General features: G+C 43.2%; 12 protein-coding genes. 7 read left to right on the top strand and 5 right to left on the bottom strand.

Annotated features, from left to right (window positions below):
* Positions 1–189: 189 nt before the first annotated feature.
* From R2S08_RS00695 to R2S08_RS00680, 4 genes are read left to right on the top strand one after another with little or no spacing between them, the layout of a single operon-like run.
* Positions 190–819, top strand: a complete 630-nt coding sequence (locus tag R2S08_RS00695) for an ABC transporter ATP-binding protein (protein WP_316833397.1) — start codon at positions 190–192, stop codon at positions 817–819.
* On the top strand, positions 816–2,042 hold the full coding sequence (locus R2S08_RS00690; protein WP_316833396.1) for an ABC transporter permease: 1,227 nt from the start codon (positions 816–818) through the stop codon (positions 2,040–2,042). Before R2S08_RS00695 ends, R2S08_RS00690 begins: the two co-directional genes overlap by 4 nt.
* Before the next feature lie 13 nt (positions 2,043–2,055).
* A complete protein-coding gene (locus tag R2S08_RS00685) occupies positions 2,056–2,493 on the top strand; it encodes a hypothetical protein (protein WP_133777694.1) in 438 nt (145 codons plus the stop codon).
* A gap of 4 nt (positions 2,494–2,497) precedes the next feature.
* Positions 2,498–2,929 (top strand): Fur family transcriptional regulator, encoded by a 432-nt coding sequence (locus tag R2S08_RS00680; RefSeq protein ID WP_108550715.1) that lies wholly within the window; start codon positions 2,498–2,500, stop codon positions 2,927–2,929.
* A gap of 136 nt (positions 2,930–3,065) precedes the next feature.
* Here the strand turns inward: R2S08_RS00680 and R2S08_RS00675 are convergent, their stop codons facing one another.
* Both R2S08_RS00675 and R2S08_RS00670 read right to left on the bottom strand, forming a co-directional pair.
* On the bottom strand, positions 3,066–3,566 hold the full coding sequence (locus R2S08_RS00675; protein ID WP_133777695.1) for a peptidylprolyl isomerase: 501 nt from the start codon (positions 3,564–3,566) through the stop codon (positions 3,066–3,068).
* Positions 3,567–3,577: 11 nt separating this feature from the next.
* Positions 3,578–5,590 (bottom strand): thioredoxin domain-containing protein, encoded by a 2,013-nt coding sequence (locus R2S08_RS00670; RefSeq protein ID WP_316833395.1) that lies wholly within the window; start codon positions 5,588–5,590, stop codon positions 3,578–3,580.
* A 49-nt stretch (positions 5,591–5,639) separates the two neighbouring features.
* Between R2S08_RS00670 and R2S08_RS00665 the strand changes: the two genes are divergently transcribed.
* Positions 5,640–6,737 carry a dipeptide epimerase gene (locus R2S08_RS00665; protein WP_316833394.1) on the top strand — a complete coding sequence of 366 codons (1,098 nt, stop codon included), beginning with the start codon at positions 5,640–5,642 and terminating at the stop codon, positions 6,735–6,737.
* On the opposite strand, the gene R2S08_RS00660 is transcribed toward R2S08_RS00665, so the two are convergent.
* The 3 genes from R2S08_RS00660 to R2S08_RS00650 all read right to left on the bottom strand — a co-directional run bounded on the left by R2S08_RS00660 (position 6,734) and on the right by R2S08_RS00650 (position 10,215).
* The gene (locus tag R2S08_RS00660; RefSeq protein ID WP_316833393.1) at positions 6,734–7,420 is read right to left on the bottom strand and encodes an SIR2 family NAD-dependent protein deacylase; all 687 of its coding nucleotides are present in this window, start codon (positions 7,418–7,420) and stop codon (positions 6,734–6,736) included. The genes R2S08_RS00665 and R2S08_RS00660 overlap by 4 nt on opposite strands.
* A gap of 18 nt (positions 7,421–7,438) precedes the next feature.
* Positions 7,439–8,380, bottom strand: a complete 942-nt coding sequence (locus R2S08_RS00655) for a glycoside hydrolase family 25 protein (protein ID WP_316833392.1) — start codon at positions 8,378–8,380, stop codon at positions 7,439–7,441.
* Positions 8,381–8,835: 455 nt separating this feature from the next.
* On the bottom strand, positions 8,836–10,215 hold the full coding sequence (locus R2S08_RS00650; protein WP_316833391.1) for a dipeptidase: 1,380 nt from the start codon (positions 10,213–10,215) through the stop codon (positions 8,836–8,838).
* A 131-nt stretch (positions 10,216–10,346) separates the two neighbouring features.
* Between R2S08_RS00650 and R2S08_RS00645 the strand changes: the two genes are divergently transcribed.
* Together R2S08_RS00645 and R2S08_RS00640 are read left to right on the top strand one after the other, a co-directional pair.
* Complete coding sequence (locus R2S08_RS00645) at positions 10,347–11,309, top strand: SGNH/GDSL hydrolase family protein (protein ID WP_316833390.1); 963 nt, start codon at positions 10,347–10,349, stop codon at positions 11,307–11,309.
* A gap of 67 nt (positions 11,310–11,376) precedes the next feature.
* Positions 11,377–13,689 (top strand): ATP-dependent helicase, encoded by a 2,313-nt coding sequence (locus tag R2S08_RS00640; RefSeq protein WP_316833389.1) that lies wholly within the window; start codon positions 11,377–11,379, stop codon positions 13,687–13,689.
* Positions 13,690–13,784 lie beyond the last annotated feature (95 nt).

Here is a 13,784-nt window from a genome sequence, read left to right as displayed (position 1 = left end):
AATTAATAACAATGCAATAAAATTGCATTTACTATGTTTGTACTCTAAAGACAAATTAATGAATAAGAAAGTTGCCGGTTTCGTTTTCCTTCTCTTCATCAGCATGCTAAACCCGGGCTGTAAACATGAAAAAATGGACAGTAAGCAGATCTATTTAAGATATTTGAAAAGCAAAATAAAAGCCTCCTGATGATCCATTTAAAAACAGTATCCCACAGCTACAATTCCAGTCATACGATCCGGTTTAAAGACTGGACCATTACCGACGGCAGTCAATGGCTGTTACTTGGTGAATCCGGAAGTGGAAAAACCACCCTGCTTCATATTCTGACAGGAATTTTAAAACCCAGTGTGGGCGAGTTGATGATGGACGAGGTATCCCTGTATAAACTCTCCCCAAAAGCATTGGACCAATACAGGGGTCGTCATATCGGTATTGTTTTTCAACGCCCCCATCTGATCAAAAGTTTAACCATTACAGAAAACCTGCTGCTGGCACAAAGTCTGGCAAAGCTACCTGAAGACCAGCAAAGAATAGAGGAGGTACTCGAATCACTCGATATCACGGCCAAGAAAAAGTCCTATCCCAGCCAATTGAGCCAGGGACAATTGCAGCGGGTCTCTATAGCCCGGGCCGTGATCAATAAGCCCTCCCTGCTGATTGCCGATGAACCCACCTCCAGCCTTGACGATAAAAATGCACGGTCTGTACTTGAACTTTTGATGCAGCAGTCTGCCCTTAACCAGAGTACCCTGGTCGTGGCCACCCACGATAAAAGAGTTAAAGATGCTTTTACCCATACTTACGAATTAAAATGAGCCCACTAAAGATCAGCTGGAAAAGTATATGGTCCAAGCCCCTGTCCTCTTCCCTAAACCTCATTCTCGTTGCCTTTGGAACCAGTATATTGACCATACTTCTGCTGGCCTCTACCCAAATCAATGATAAATTAAGCCGGAATTCCAAAGATATTGACCTGGTGGTGGGTGCAAAGGGCAGCCCCCTGCAACTTATCCTGAGCAGCATCTATTATATTGATTTTCCAACGGGCAATATCCCCTTAAAAGAAGCAAACGAACTTGCCCAAAACCCATGGGTAAAACGTGCCGTACCGCTTGCCCTTGGCGATAATTATAATGGAATCCGCATTGTGGGCACAGATTCTGGTTTTGTAAACCTTTACGGTCTTAAAGTAAAAGCAGGCAAACTCTGGCAGCAGGATTTTGAGACCAATATAGGTTCGGCTGTAGCCGAAAGCCAGCATTTAAAAGTTGGCGATGAGTTTTATGGAGCCCATGGCCTTACCGGCAATACAGATATCCATAAAGCACATGCCTATAAAGTTACGGGGATCCTCGAACCACAAGGAAATGTGACCGATAATCTGATCCTCACCAATATTTCCAGCGTATGGAAAATGCACGATCCTGCAGATGAAAAAGAACCTAGCCACCACGCTGAAGACTCAGGTAAAAAAGCAGAAGCACCAGAAATCCAGGACAAGGAAATCACCTCTTTACTGATCCAGTACCGTTCCCCAATGTCCGTCGTGATGTTTCCAAGAATGGTCAACCAGTCTACCAATATGCAGGCAGCTTCGCCGGCTATGGAAAGCACCCGTCTGTTTTCCCTGATTGGTGTAGGCGTGGATACTTTACAATGGTTCGCTCTGCTCATTATGGCCATCGCAGTGATCAGTGTTTTTGTGAACCTCTACAATTCCCTGAAAGAACGGAGCTACGATCTTGCCATTATGCGTACACTTGGTGCCTCACGCAGCAAACTCTTCCTCATTGTAATTGCAGAAGGTATGATGTTAACCTTTGCTGGTACCCTAACCGGGATTTTATTGGGCCACGCCGGTTTACAGATCATCGGCCATTTCCAGGAAAGCAGCCAGGCCAGGCTCAGCGGACTAATCTTCCTGAACAGCGAAATATATTTATTGGCAGCCGGTCTTGCTATTGGTATATTTGCAGCCATAATCCCGGCAATACAGGCCTATAGATCCAACATTTCTGAAATCCTATCCAAAAGCTAGATAAAAGACAAACATGAAGCAATTCCTCCTCTTATTATTCGTACTCACCGGTTTTGCAGCCAAAGCACAACACGATCCCAACGACCAGATCATTTCAGCAAACTGGGAGGTGATCGGCAGTGTGAACTTTAAAATCGTAAAGAACAAAGAGATGTTCCCGGTATTTACCCCCGAAATTAAAAAGCATGCAGATAAGCCCTTTGAACTCGAAGGCTATATTGTTCCGATAAAAGACGGCATGAAGCAAACCAAATTCATGCTCTCAACGTTACCTATTAATCAGTGCTATTTCTGCGGAAAGAATGGTGTACCTGTAATGGTCCTGGTAGAGCTTGCCGAACCGGTCAAGTTTACCTACCAAACCGTTACCATAAAGGGCATTCTGAAACTCAGTAATGCAAATGCCATGGATACTCCGCCGATATCACTGATCAATGGAAAATCAATCTAATCTTATGCATATAGACCCTGTAAATATCTTAAAGGACCACGATTTAAAACACACCAAACAAAGAGTCCGTGTATTGGAAGAAATCGCACTGGACACCGTTGCGATTTCACAGCCTGAACTGGAAAAGAAACTTGGAAAAGAAATAGACAGGGTAACCCTCTACCGTATTTTAAACACCTATGAAGACAAGGGCATCCTTCACCGGATCATGGACATGAACGGAACTGCCAATTATGCCATCTGTTCCTCCTCCTGTACAGAACATCACCACCATGACGAACACGTGCACTTCAACTGCAGCAACTGCCAGAAAATCTATTGCCTGGACGTCAAGATACCAAGTATCAAAATGCCGCCGGGTTTTACAGCCAGCAGCATCAACACCACCGCCTACGGGATATGCGAAAAATGCAGTGCCGGGATGAAGGCCGATTAAGAGGAATTGATCCGCTTTGACTCGAACACGCACTAAACACCCAAAAAAGAGCAAGCCACTTTATCGACGTCCGGATCATCCTTCATGATCCGCAGAGATAAAGCGGCTTGCTCTTTTATAATTTTAATGGAAAGAACTAGTGGCCTGAATGACCATCAGCACCATGCGCATGCCCATGTGCCAATTCTTCCTCAGTAGCCTCACGAACAGCAAGGATCTTACCAGCAAAAATCAGATTTTTACCAGCCATAGGGTGGTTTAAATCTACAGAAACTGTCGTTTCATGTACACCAGTAACACCAGCTCTGAAGTGATTACCTTGATTATCCTGCAAAGGAATAACATCTCCAACATTAGGAAGATCTACATCTTTAAACATTTCTTTTGGAAGGTCAGCATAAGCTCCCGGATCGATCTCTCCGTAACCATCAGCCGCAGAAAGTTCAAAACCGTACTCATCACCTGCATTTTTTCCAAGCAAATGCTCTTCAAATTTTGGTAACATCATACCCACACCAAATAAAAAAACCAAAGCGTTTTGCTCATCAGCTTTTTCTACAAAAACTTGTTGTCCTTCTTCGTTAGTCGTATGCAATTCATACGTTAAGGAAACTACTGTATTAGCTTTAATACTCATTAGATTCTTGTTTAATTTATTAATTTTATTGCTTCCTCAACTGAAAGTACTGGCAGCTGACATGCTTTATTTCGGCAAATATAGATTTTTGTTTCAATGCTTTGCTTATCTTTTAACAAAGGAAGTGCAGAATTTGTTCCCGCAATTGTAATTTTATTCGGAATATAGATGCCATTCAGCTCTTCCAGGGCACTTTTAACCTCATTTCCCGCTACCGCAACTTCATTGATGCCAAACACTTCGTTCAACAATTGTATGGCCCAATTGGAATACGCCGAGCCATAGGTCTTAATTTGTGGTTGTACCGCAGCAAGCATCGCCCCGGCCTTATCCAAATAAGAAGGTTCGTCAAAAAATAAGCCCAATGCCTGTAAATTTTGCGCCATTACAGAATTGGAAGCCGGAATGACATTATCCATCAATTCATGTTTACGCGCAATCAGACTTTCCCCATTCACCCCCGTATAAAACAACATTGGACCATCCGGATCAGAAAAATCTGCCAGAACAACCTCCGTTAATCGTTTGGCTTCATTCAACCATTTTTCCTGAAAATCTACCGCATATAAGGATAATAAAGCCTCAATAAAAAATGCATAGTCATCCAGAAAGCCTGGTATGCTCGCTTTCCCGTTTTTATAATTGCGATATAAACCACCCATCGGAGTGATTAAATGTTCCGAAATGAAAGTGGCCGCTTTTACTGCCATATCGTAATAGGTCTGTTTCCCAAATACATTAGCACTTTCCGCCAGACCTTTAATCATCATCGCATTCCAGGCCGTAATACATTTATCATCCAGACCCGGTCTAACCCGCCCACTTCTCTGCTCCAGTAAGCTTTCTTTCAACAACCTCACTTTATGCTGCAATTCATGAACGGCGAGTCCTTTTGCCTCTGCAAACTCCTCATCTGTATGCCTGCGCAACAGAATATTGGTCTGCTCTTCTTCCCAGTTTCCTTCTTCAGTCACATTAAAATATTCAGCCAGTAAAAGATGATCCCCACCGGCAAGCACTTCAAATTCTTCAGAAGACCAGACATAGAACTTACCTTCCACCCCCTCGCTATCCGCATCCAAAGCGGCATAAAAAAGTCCTTCCGGAGAGGTCATTTCTCTTTTCACCCATTCTATAGATTCCTCTGCCACCTGTTTAAACAGAGGCATACCGGCATATAAATAGGCTTCCGCATATAAGCTGATCAACTGGCCATTATCATAGAGCATTTTTTCAAAATGCGGCACATGCCAGTCCCCATCTACTGAATAGCGGGCAAAACCACCGCCTACCTGATCATAAATTCCGCCTAAAGCCATTTTTTGTAAAGTGAGCAAGGCCGATACATGCGTTGCGTCATCCTTCATTAAATGACTGTAACGAAGCATAAACTGCCAGTTATTGGGCAAAGGAAATTTAGGTGCCCGGTTATAACCACCCTCACTCATATCAAAATAACGCTTCCAGGGCTCAATAACTTCTTTTAAATCTTCCTCTGTATACTCCGCAGTTTTAACATTCGGAATAATTTTTTCTGCATTCCTGATGCCATCCGTTAAACGGTCTGCATACTGCCTGGCCTTATCGGGTTCATTTTTCCAGAGATCCGCCACATGCGACAGGATATTGATCCAGTCGTCTTTCTTAAAATAGGTTCCACCATAAATAGGCCGCTGATCCGGCAAACAAATGCAATTTAAAGGCCAGCCTCCGCTTCCTGTCATCAGCTGTATGGCCAGCATATAGATCTGATCAATATCCGGCCTTTCCTCCCGGTCTACTTTAATACAGATAAAATGCCGGTTCATCACTTCGGCGACCTCATGGTTCTCAAAACTTTCACGTTCCATAACATGGCACCAGTGACAAGCCGAATAACCAATACTCACCAGGATCAGCTTTTGTTCGTCTCTTGCTTTCTGTAAAGCCTCTTCTCCCCATTCAAACCAGTTAACCGGATTATAGGCATGCTGTAATAAATAGGGAGAAGAAGCTTTAATTAAATGATTGGGTTCAGAATTCATACTATAAAGGTAAAAAGATAAGTTGTACTTTTACGGTAAAGCAAGCCATATGAAGATTACCCACACCGAAATATACCGCTTCAGCATTCCGATGGAACCCTTTGTTATTGCCACGGGAACGATGCATTTTGCACAAAATGTACTGATCAGGGTACATACTGATGAAGGCATTTACGGTGTAGGCGAATGTTCTGCTTTTCCTATGATTGTTGGTGAAACACAGGAAACTTGTATCGCAATAGCCAAAGACTTTGCGCAGATCTGGCTAAACAAAGACCCCCTCGAGATCCCCGAAAGGATGAATGACCTGCTGGGCTATGCCGCTCACAACAGCACGATTAAGAGTGCCTTTGACATGGCCTTGTTTGACATCTCGGCAAAAAACGCCAGACAGCCACTCTACAAATTTCTTGGCGGGCACAAACGCCCTATAGAAACCGATATGACCATAGGCATAGGAAGCCCGGAGGAAATGGTACAATCCGCCTTGAAATATCAGCAGCAAGGCTGTACCATCTTAAAGATCAAACTCGGCAAAAAAGTTCATGAAGACATCCAGAGGGTGGCCAGGATCAGGGAAGCTGTAGGCAATAGTATGATACTGAGGCTCGATGCCAATCAGGGCTGGAGTTTTGACGATGCACTGCTTGCCCTGGGTGAAATAGCTCAATACAATATAGAATTCTGCGAACAGCCCATGCGCACCTGGTTTGATGATAAGCTCCCGGAATTGAAACTCAATTCGCCCATCAAAATCATGGCAGACGAAAGCTGCTACAACCATCACGATGCCCGCAAACTGATCAACAGCCAATCCTGCGATTATTTAAACATTAAATTTTCAAAATCAGGAGGTATCCTCGAAGCCCAGAAGATCCATGAAACTGCCTTGCAAAAAGGCATGAAGTGCATGATCGGAAGCATGCTGGAAAGCAGAATCGCCTTAAGCGCGAACCTCCACTTCGCATTGGCGAGTCCAAATGTGGTCTTCTTCGACCTGGACACCTGCCTTTTAGGCCATCTGATCGATCCTGTACAAGGCGGCTTAACCTATAATGGCTATCACCTGGACGTACCAGACACCATTGGAATAGGTGCAGACGCCGACCCGGAATTTTTAAAAACCTGCGAAAGCTGGATCGTCTAAGCCCTCAAGAGCCCTAAAACTTCCTTCACCCCTTCAGTTGCCGATTTCTCTACCTTAATGATATTTTTATATCGGCCAAGCTCCGGTATTTTAGGATCTATAATATATTTAGGTACCCCGGCAGGCACATAATCCACCAGTCCGGCAGCAGGATAAACCGCCAGAGAAGTTCCAACCAGGATAAAAACATCAGCACCAGCGCACAGTTGTGCCGCATGATGAATCATAGGTACAGATTCTCCAAACCAAACCACATGAGGCCTCAGTTGTGTACCCAGTTCACAAAAACTGCCCATCTTGATCTCCCAGCCTTCTATAGGATAAGTCAAACCCGGATCCAGATCTGATTGCGAACGGGTAATTACCCCATGTAAATGCGTCACATCAGAAGAACCGGCACGCTCATGCAGATCATCTATATTTTGCGTAATCACATGCACCTCAAAATCATCCTCCAAAGCAACCAAACCCAAATGAGCAGCATTCGGAACAGCTTCCAGCACTTGTTTACGGCGTTCATTATAAAATTGCTGTACCAATGCAGGATTCCTGTCCCAGGCTTCGGGTGTCGCCACATCATAAACATTATAACCTTCCCAAAGACCATCACTGTCCCTGAAAGTCTTCAAGCCACTCTCCGCACTAATTCCTGCTCCTGTTAAAACCACTAGTTTCTTTTTCATAAAACCTGAATAATAGACTTAAAATTTAATCTTTAACCCCTCAAAAGCCGCACTGTCTCCCTGAAACACATTGAAATCCACCACATGATTGATGCCATTGATCCTGGCCCGGTCTGAATGCTGCCAGAAAACCCATTTCGTAGATTTATCCACATTCAGCCTCGGCTGATGATAATGTGCGATCCACAATGGATAATCCTCAAAATGCCCTTGCAAAAAGTTCTTATAAAAATCCAGCCCGGAATAGATAATAGGCCGTACCCTGGTCCTCTTCTCTACATATTTAATAAAGGCCTTCAGTTCCTTGCGCATCCGCTCCGGAGAAACCCCGTTCAATTGCTCCACATCTACCACCGGCGGCAAATCCCCTTTTTCAAACTGCACGGTCTGCAAAAAGAACATCGCCTGCCACTCCCCCGACTTCTGCGGCCTGAAAAAGTGATAAGCACTACAAACAATTCCGGTCTTCGCCGCTTCCCTCCAGTTCCTCGAAAAATAAGGATCCACACTTAAAATCCCCTCCGTCGCCTTTATAATGGCAAAGCGAACCCGAACACTATCCTCCTCCATCGCCTGCACCTTCTGCCAGTCTATCTTACCCTGGTAATACGATACATCAATCCCATGAATCTTATACTTCTTTGGTATCTTTATATTAAAACTGGTATACGTTCTATAATTCGGATCCTGCCCAATATCCTTTACCCAGCGGATCCCCGAACTAAACATCTTCAGTACATAAGCATAATACAAAGGTGATAACAGCACCAGCAACACCAAAGCAATCAAAAACTTCCAGTGTAAAGCCATACCCGGCCCTTTCTTTTTCTTCCTCACGGCCTTCCTTCTTGGCGCAGCAGCCCGCACAGGCTTACCCGCAGCAGACGCTACCGTAGAGGCTTTAGTGGTTCTTGGCTTTCGCGGACGTGGAATAACAGTTTTCTTATTGATCTCAGACACGGCGTAAAAATAAGCAAACCCGGAGCTTTAACACCTAAAATCTGGCATAAAATTAAGACGTATAATAGAAAAAAGTCAGTAGTCTTTCTCTCCGCGGATCAAGAAAGATGATCCGAAGGTCGATCAAGATCACTGACTTTTTTTTTGCAGATCGCCTAAACAATGCGCTTTAATTTTCTGCATAAAATCAAGTAGCTGCATATACAACTTATGCTGTATCATACGGCTATGGTCATTAACGCTATCTATTCAACTTATAATCTACTCCATATCTCTGCACCCTGCCCGGATCTCCCCCATTTTAGCTAACGCAACTCGCTTGATTTGCACCCTGCAAAAAAAAACAGCAATGGCTTTTATCGACCTTCGGATCATCCTTCTTGATCCGCGAAGATAAAAGCCATTGCTGTTTTTTTTCTCTATTAAGCGCCCAGTAAATCAAGCGCTCTGCACAGCTAAATACTTTTTTTGTTTAATTCCGCAAAGTACTTATGGAACAAAGGCAAAGTCTCAATACCCTTATAATAATTAAAGATATCATACTTTTCATTCGGCGAATGCAACGCATCACTATCCAAACCAAAGCCAAACAATACCGATTTAATCCCCAGTACACTCTCGAACAAAGCCACAATAGGAATACTGCCCCCACCCCTTGTCGGGATCGGTTTCTTACCAAAAGAATCCACAATAGCCTGCTCAGCCGCACGATAAGCCACACTATCCGTTGGCGTTACCACGGGCTCGCCACCATGATGCGCAGTCACTTTCACCTTCACATAATCAGGAGCAATACTTTCAAAATGCTTTGCGAAAATCTCAGAGATTTCCTCAGAACTCTGGTTCGGCACCAAACGCATAGAAATCTTCGCATTCGCCTTAGAAGGCAACACCGTCTTAGCCCCCTCACCAATATAACCGCTCCAAATACCGTTCACCTCTAAAGTAGGTCTGGTTCCAGTGCGTTCCAGGGTAGAATACCCCTTTTCACCCCATTCCGCCTTAATATTCAGGTCTTCCTTATACTCCTCCAGATCAAAAGGCGCAGCATTCAATGCCTTTTTCTCCTCATCAGAAAGCTCCACTACTTTATCATAAAAAGCAGGAATCGTAATGTGGTTATTTTCATCATGCAAAGAAGCAATCAGTTTACATAAGATCGTTGCCGGATTCGCCACAGCACCACCATACACACCAGAATGCAAATCCCGGTTGGGTCCAACCACTTCCACTTCCATATAAGCCAATCCGCGAAGACCCGTTTCAATAGAAGGATGCTCCATGCTGATCATAGAAGTATCAGAGATCAACACTACATCAGCCTTCAAACGCTCCGTATTCTCCTTCACAAAAGTACCCAGGTTTGCAGAACCTACTTCCTCTTCTCCTTCAATCATGAACTTCACATTACAAGCCAAAGTACCCGTCTTCATCATCAGTTCAAAAGCCTTTACATGCATATAGAACTGTCCTTTATCATCACAAGCCCCACGAGCGTAGATCTTGCCATCACGAACAGTTGGTTCAAAAGGAGGTGTTTCCCACAATTCCAGAGGATCTGCAGGCTGCACATCATAATGTCCATAAATTAAAACAGTTGGTAATTTTTCATCTACGATTTTCTCACCGTAAACGATAGGATAACCCGCAGTTTGACAAACTTCTACCCGATCTGCACCAGCCTCTTTCAGTTTTTGGGCTACAAAATCCGCGGTTTTCAACACATCCCCTTTATATTGAGGATCAGCACTTACAGATGGAAAACGCAACAACTCAAACAATTCATCTAAAAAGCGTTGTTTGTTTTCTTCTACATATTTTTTGATCTCTTGCATAACAAATGATTTTGGGCAAAGATATAGTTTTTGAACCTTTTCATATTAATTTGAAACTTTTCATATTAAGTACATATAATTGTATCTTTGAGGCATTAACATAAAATTTCAGGGCAAATAATATTTTTTTAATGGGATACCGGGCACTTGCTGCAGGCCTTGCACTATTTACACTTTCTTTTACTCAAGTTACCGCCCAGACCAGACCCGTAAGTTGTCCGGAAACGGCCCAATACTATGCCAAAGACAGCATAAACGTGGTTACTTTTGGCGCCAGCACAATCGAAGGCGTTAAAGGGCTTAGCTTTCAAGACTACCTAAAGGCCAATTTTGAACGTTGCTACGAAGGCAAAAGTATCAACATATATAATTATGGTATAGGGGGGCAAACCACCGGACAGGGATTAGAAAGATTAGATATAGCCTTGGCTGGAAAAACAGGTTTTATGGTAATTGATATGGGTATTAACGATGCTTTTGCCATTATAGACAAGAAACTTAAGATAGAGGAAACCGAATCCAATATGCGTCAGATCATCCAGCGTTCACTGGCTGCCGGTCTGGTTCCTATCATCTGTACCCTGCAAACTATCAATGACACCAACAGCGGAAGATACAGGCGGGCAAATATAGTTGTTGATCAACTGAACAAGATATACATCAAACTGGCGGCCGAATACAAAATCAATCTGGCCGACATCAATCGCTTCTTTAAACGCGATTTTTCACTTTACCAGGACGACCTCCATCCCAATGCAAAAGGCTACAGGCTAATCTCCTATATCTTATTTGACACCATTAACCGGATTATTGCAAAGCGCTTTCTGCAATTCACTGTGAACCAGAACTACCCAAACCCCGGATTCAATAAAACCACGATAGATGTAATTCTGCCAGATGCACAAAACCTGCAGATCAAAATCTACGATATCCAGGGCAGATTAGTCAGAACGGTCATAGACGATTTCCTGAACAGTGGAATACAAAGTTTTGACATAGACCTGAGCAATATGGCTCCCGGCATCTATATCTATAAGGCTATTGCCGGCGACGGCGACTATAAAGTCACAAAAAAAATGATAGTAGCACACTAGTTTTAAACAAAACGCTAATAATATACGGTCATTTTATAACTTCGCAAGATTAAAACATTTATCTATTTTGGATTATTTAGCAGGATTAAACCCACAACAGCGTGCAGCAGTAGAAAACACACAAGGACCAGCCATGATTGTGGCCGGTGCTGGATCGGGTAAAACACGGGTAATTACCTATAGAGTTGCCCATCTGATAGAAAAAGGCGTAGACGCATTCAATATTCTGGTACTTACCTTTACCAATAAAGCTTCCAAAGATATGCGGGAGCGGATCATGAAAGTAGTTGGTGGAGAAGCTAAGAACATCTGGATGGGTACCTTTCACTCCGTTTTTGCGAAAATATTACGGGTGGAAGCAGAAAAGATAGGCTATCCCTCTAACTTCACCATATATGATACAGACGACAGCAAAAGTTTGATCCGTGCCATTCTTAAGGAAATGCAACTGGATGACAAACTCTATAATGCCAATTTTGTCTATAACAGAATTTCTTCTGCAAAAAACAACCTGATCTCCTGGTCAGAATACCTGGAAAACAAGGAGATCCAGGCCGAAGACAACAGCAATAAGCGCCCTCAAATGGGTGTTATCTACGAAACCTATGCAAAAAGATGTTTTAAAGCTGGTGCCATGGATTTTGATGATTTGCTCTTCAAAACCAATATTTTATTAAAAAACCATCCGGATGTGCTGAATAAATACCAGCAGAAATTCCGGTATCTGATGGTCGATGAGTACCAGGATACTAACTTTTCACAGTATACCATTGTAAAAAAACTAGCAGCCGCCTATCAGAACATCTGTGTAGTGGGTGACGATGCCCAGAGTATCTATGCCTTCAGGGGCGCAAATATCCAGAATATTCTGAACTTTGAGCGTGATTATCCGGATCTGAAGGTCTATAAACTGGAACAAAACTACCGTTCTACACAAAATATCGTAGAAGTAGCCAACAGCATCATTGCAAATAACAAGAATCAGCTGGAGAAAAATGTATTCTCCGACAATGAATCTGGCGACCGGATCAAAGTTCAGCGGGCTTTTACCGACAATGAAGAAGGAAAAATCGTTGCCGAAGCCATCGTACAAGACCGCAGTAGTAACGGACTGAGATACCATGATTTTGCCATCTTATATCGTACCAATGCCCAGTCCAGGGCTATGGAAGAATCTTTAAGAAAGCTGAACGTACCTTATAAAATCTACGGCGGACTTTCCTTCTACCAGCGTAAAGAGATCAAAGACTTGATCGCTTATTTCCGTTTAACCTTTAACCCGGCCGATGAAGAAGCTATAAAAAGGGTGATTAATTATCCTAAAAGGGGTTTAGGTGACACTACTGTAGACAAAATCATTGTTGCTGCAGACAAATATAATATCACCATGTGGGATGTGATCTGCAATCCATCCCAGTATATTGAAGGCCGTATTGCCAATCAGTTAAATGACTTTGCGGTACTCATACAGAGCTTTATGGCAGAAGCCAAAAAGCTGGATGCTTATGAAACTGCCCTGTATATCGCGCAGCATTCCGGTATCCTTAAAGAACTTCATACCGATGACAGTATAGAAGGAAGAAGCCGCTACGAAAACATCCAGGAACTCCTAAACGGGATCAAAGAATTCGCTGAACGTGAAGACATTGAAGACCGCAGCCTGGCCATTTTTATGCAGGATATCGCTTTACTGACCAATGACGACAGACAAGACGACAAAGACAAAGACACCGTTTCCCTGATGACCATCCACTCCTCCAAAGGACTGGAATTCAAGAATGTATTTATTGTTGGACTGGAAGAAAACCTCTTCCCTTCCCAGATGTCACTCAATTCAAGAACAGACCTGGAAGAAGAGCGGAGATTATTCTATGTAGCCGTAACCCGTGCAGAAAAAAAACTGACTTTAACTTATTCTACCTCCAGATACCGTTGGGGCACACTTACCAATTGCGAACCCAGCCGTTTCATCAGTGAGATCAATGCAAGATATTTAGAGATAGAAGTCGCCAAACCTGTAAAAAGCAGTTTGGGAGAGAACAGTTTTGACGATGAAAGAAGGGTTTGGACACAGCAAAGAGATACCTTCAGCAAGCCAAAAATGACCTCATCTGCCCCGGCCACTGGCAGCAGTGCCCCGTCTATGAGACCAAAAACCACCACCATGCTGCCCAAAGCGCATGTACCTACACCAGGCTTTGCGCCCGATGCACCAAATGCATTTCAGAATGGAATGGAAGTAGAGCATGAAAAGTTTGGTTTTGGTAAAATTGTTAATCTGGAAGGTCAATTGCCAGACGTAAAAGCAACAGTTTTCTTTCAGGGCTTGGGTAATAAGCAGTTATTACTAAAATTTGCTAAATTGCGGATTGTTAGATAAGAATTTAACTTTAGAGGACACATCTTTGGTGTACTCGTAAAAGTTATATAGATTTAAATAAAAACAAAAGGCACCAGATTCCATATCCAGGTGCC

Origin of the sequence: Pedobacter nutrimenti, from assembly GCF_032678445.1 — a bacterium.
Taxonomy (GTDB): Bacteria; Bacteroidota; Bacteroidia; order Sphingobacteriales; family Sphingobacteriaceae; genus Pedobacter; species Pedobacter nutrimenti_A.
This window is presented reverse-complemented; position numbering and strand designations above follow the sequence as displayed.

Coding starts and splice junctions, on each gene's coding strand:
- R2S08_RS00695 (WP_316833397.1), top strand. CDS start 190: ATGATCCATTTAAAAACAGTATCCCACAGCTACAATTCCAGTCATACG.
- R2S08_RS00690 (WP_316833396.1), top strand. CDS start 816: ATGAGCCCACTAAAGATCAGCTGGAAAAGTATATGGTCCAAGCCCCTG.
- R2S08_RS00685 (WP_133777694.1), top strand. CDS start 2,056: ATGAAGCAATTCCTCCTCTTATTATTCGTACTCACCGGTTTTGCAGCC.
- R2S08_RS00680 (WP_108550715.1), top strand. CDS start 2,498: ATGCATATAGACCCTGTAAATATCTTAAAGGACCACGATTTAAAACAC.
- R2S08_RS00675 (WP_133777695.1), bottom strand. CDS start 3,566: ATGAGTATTAAAGCTAATACAGTAGTTTCCTTAACGTATGAATTGCAT.
- R2S08_RS00670 (WP_316833395.1), bottom strand. CDS start 5,590: ATGAATTCTGAACCCAATCATTTAATTAAAGCTTCTTCTCCCTATTTA.
- R2S08_RS00665 (WP_316833394.1), top strand. CDS start 5,640: ATGAAGATTACCCACACCGAAATATACCGCTTCAGCATTCCGATGGAA.
- R2S08_RS00660 (WP_316833393.1), bottom strand. CDS start 7,420: ATGAAAAAGAAACTAGTGGTTTTAACAGGAGCAGGAATTAGTGCGGAG.
- R2S08_RS00650 (WP_316833391.1), bottom strand. CDS start 10,215: ATGCAAGAGATCAAAAAATATGTAGAAGAAAACAAACAACGCTTTTTA.
- R2S08_RS00645 (WP_316833390.1), top strand. CDS start 10,347: ATGGGATACCGGGCACTTGCTGCAGGCCTTGCACTATTTACACTTTCT.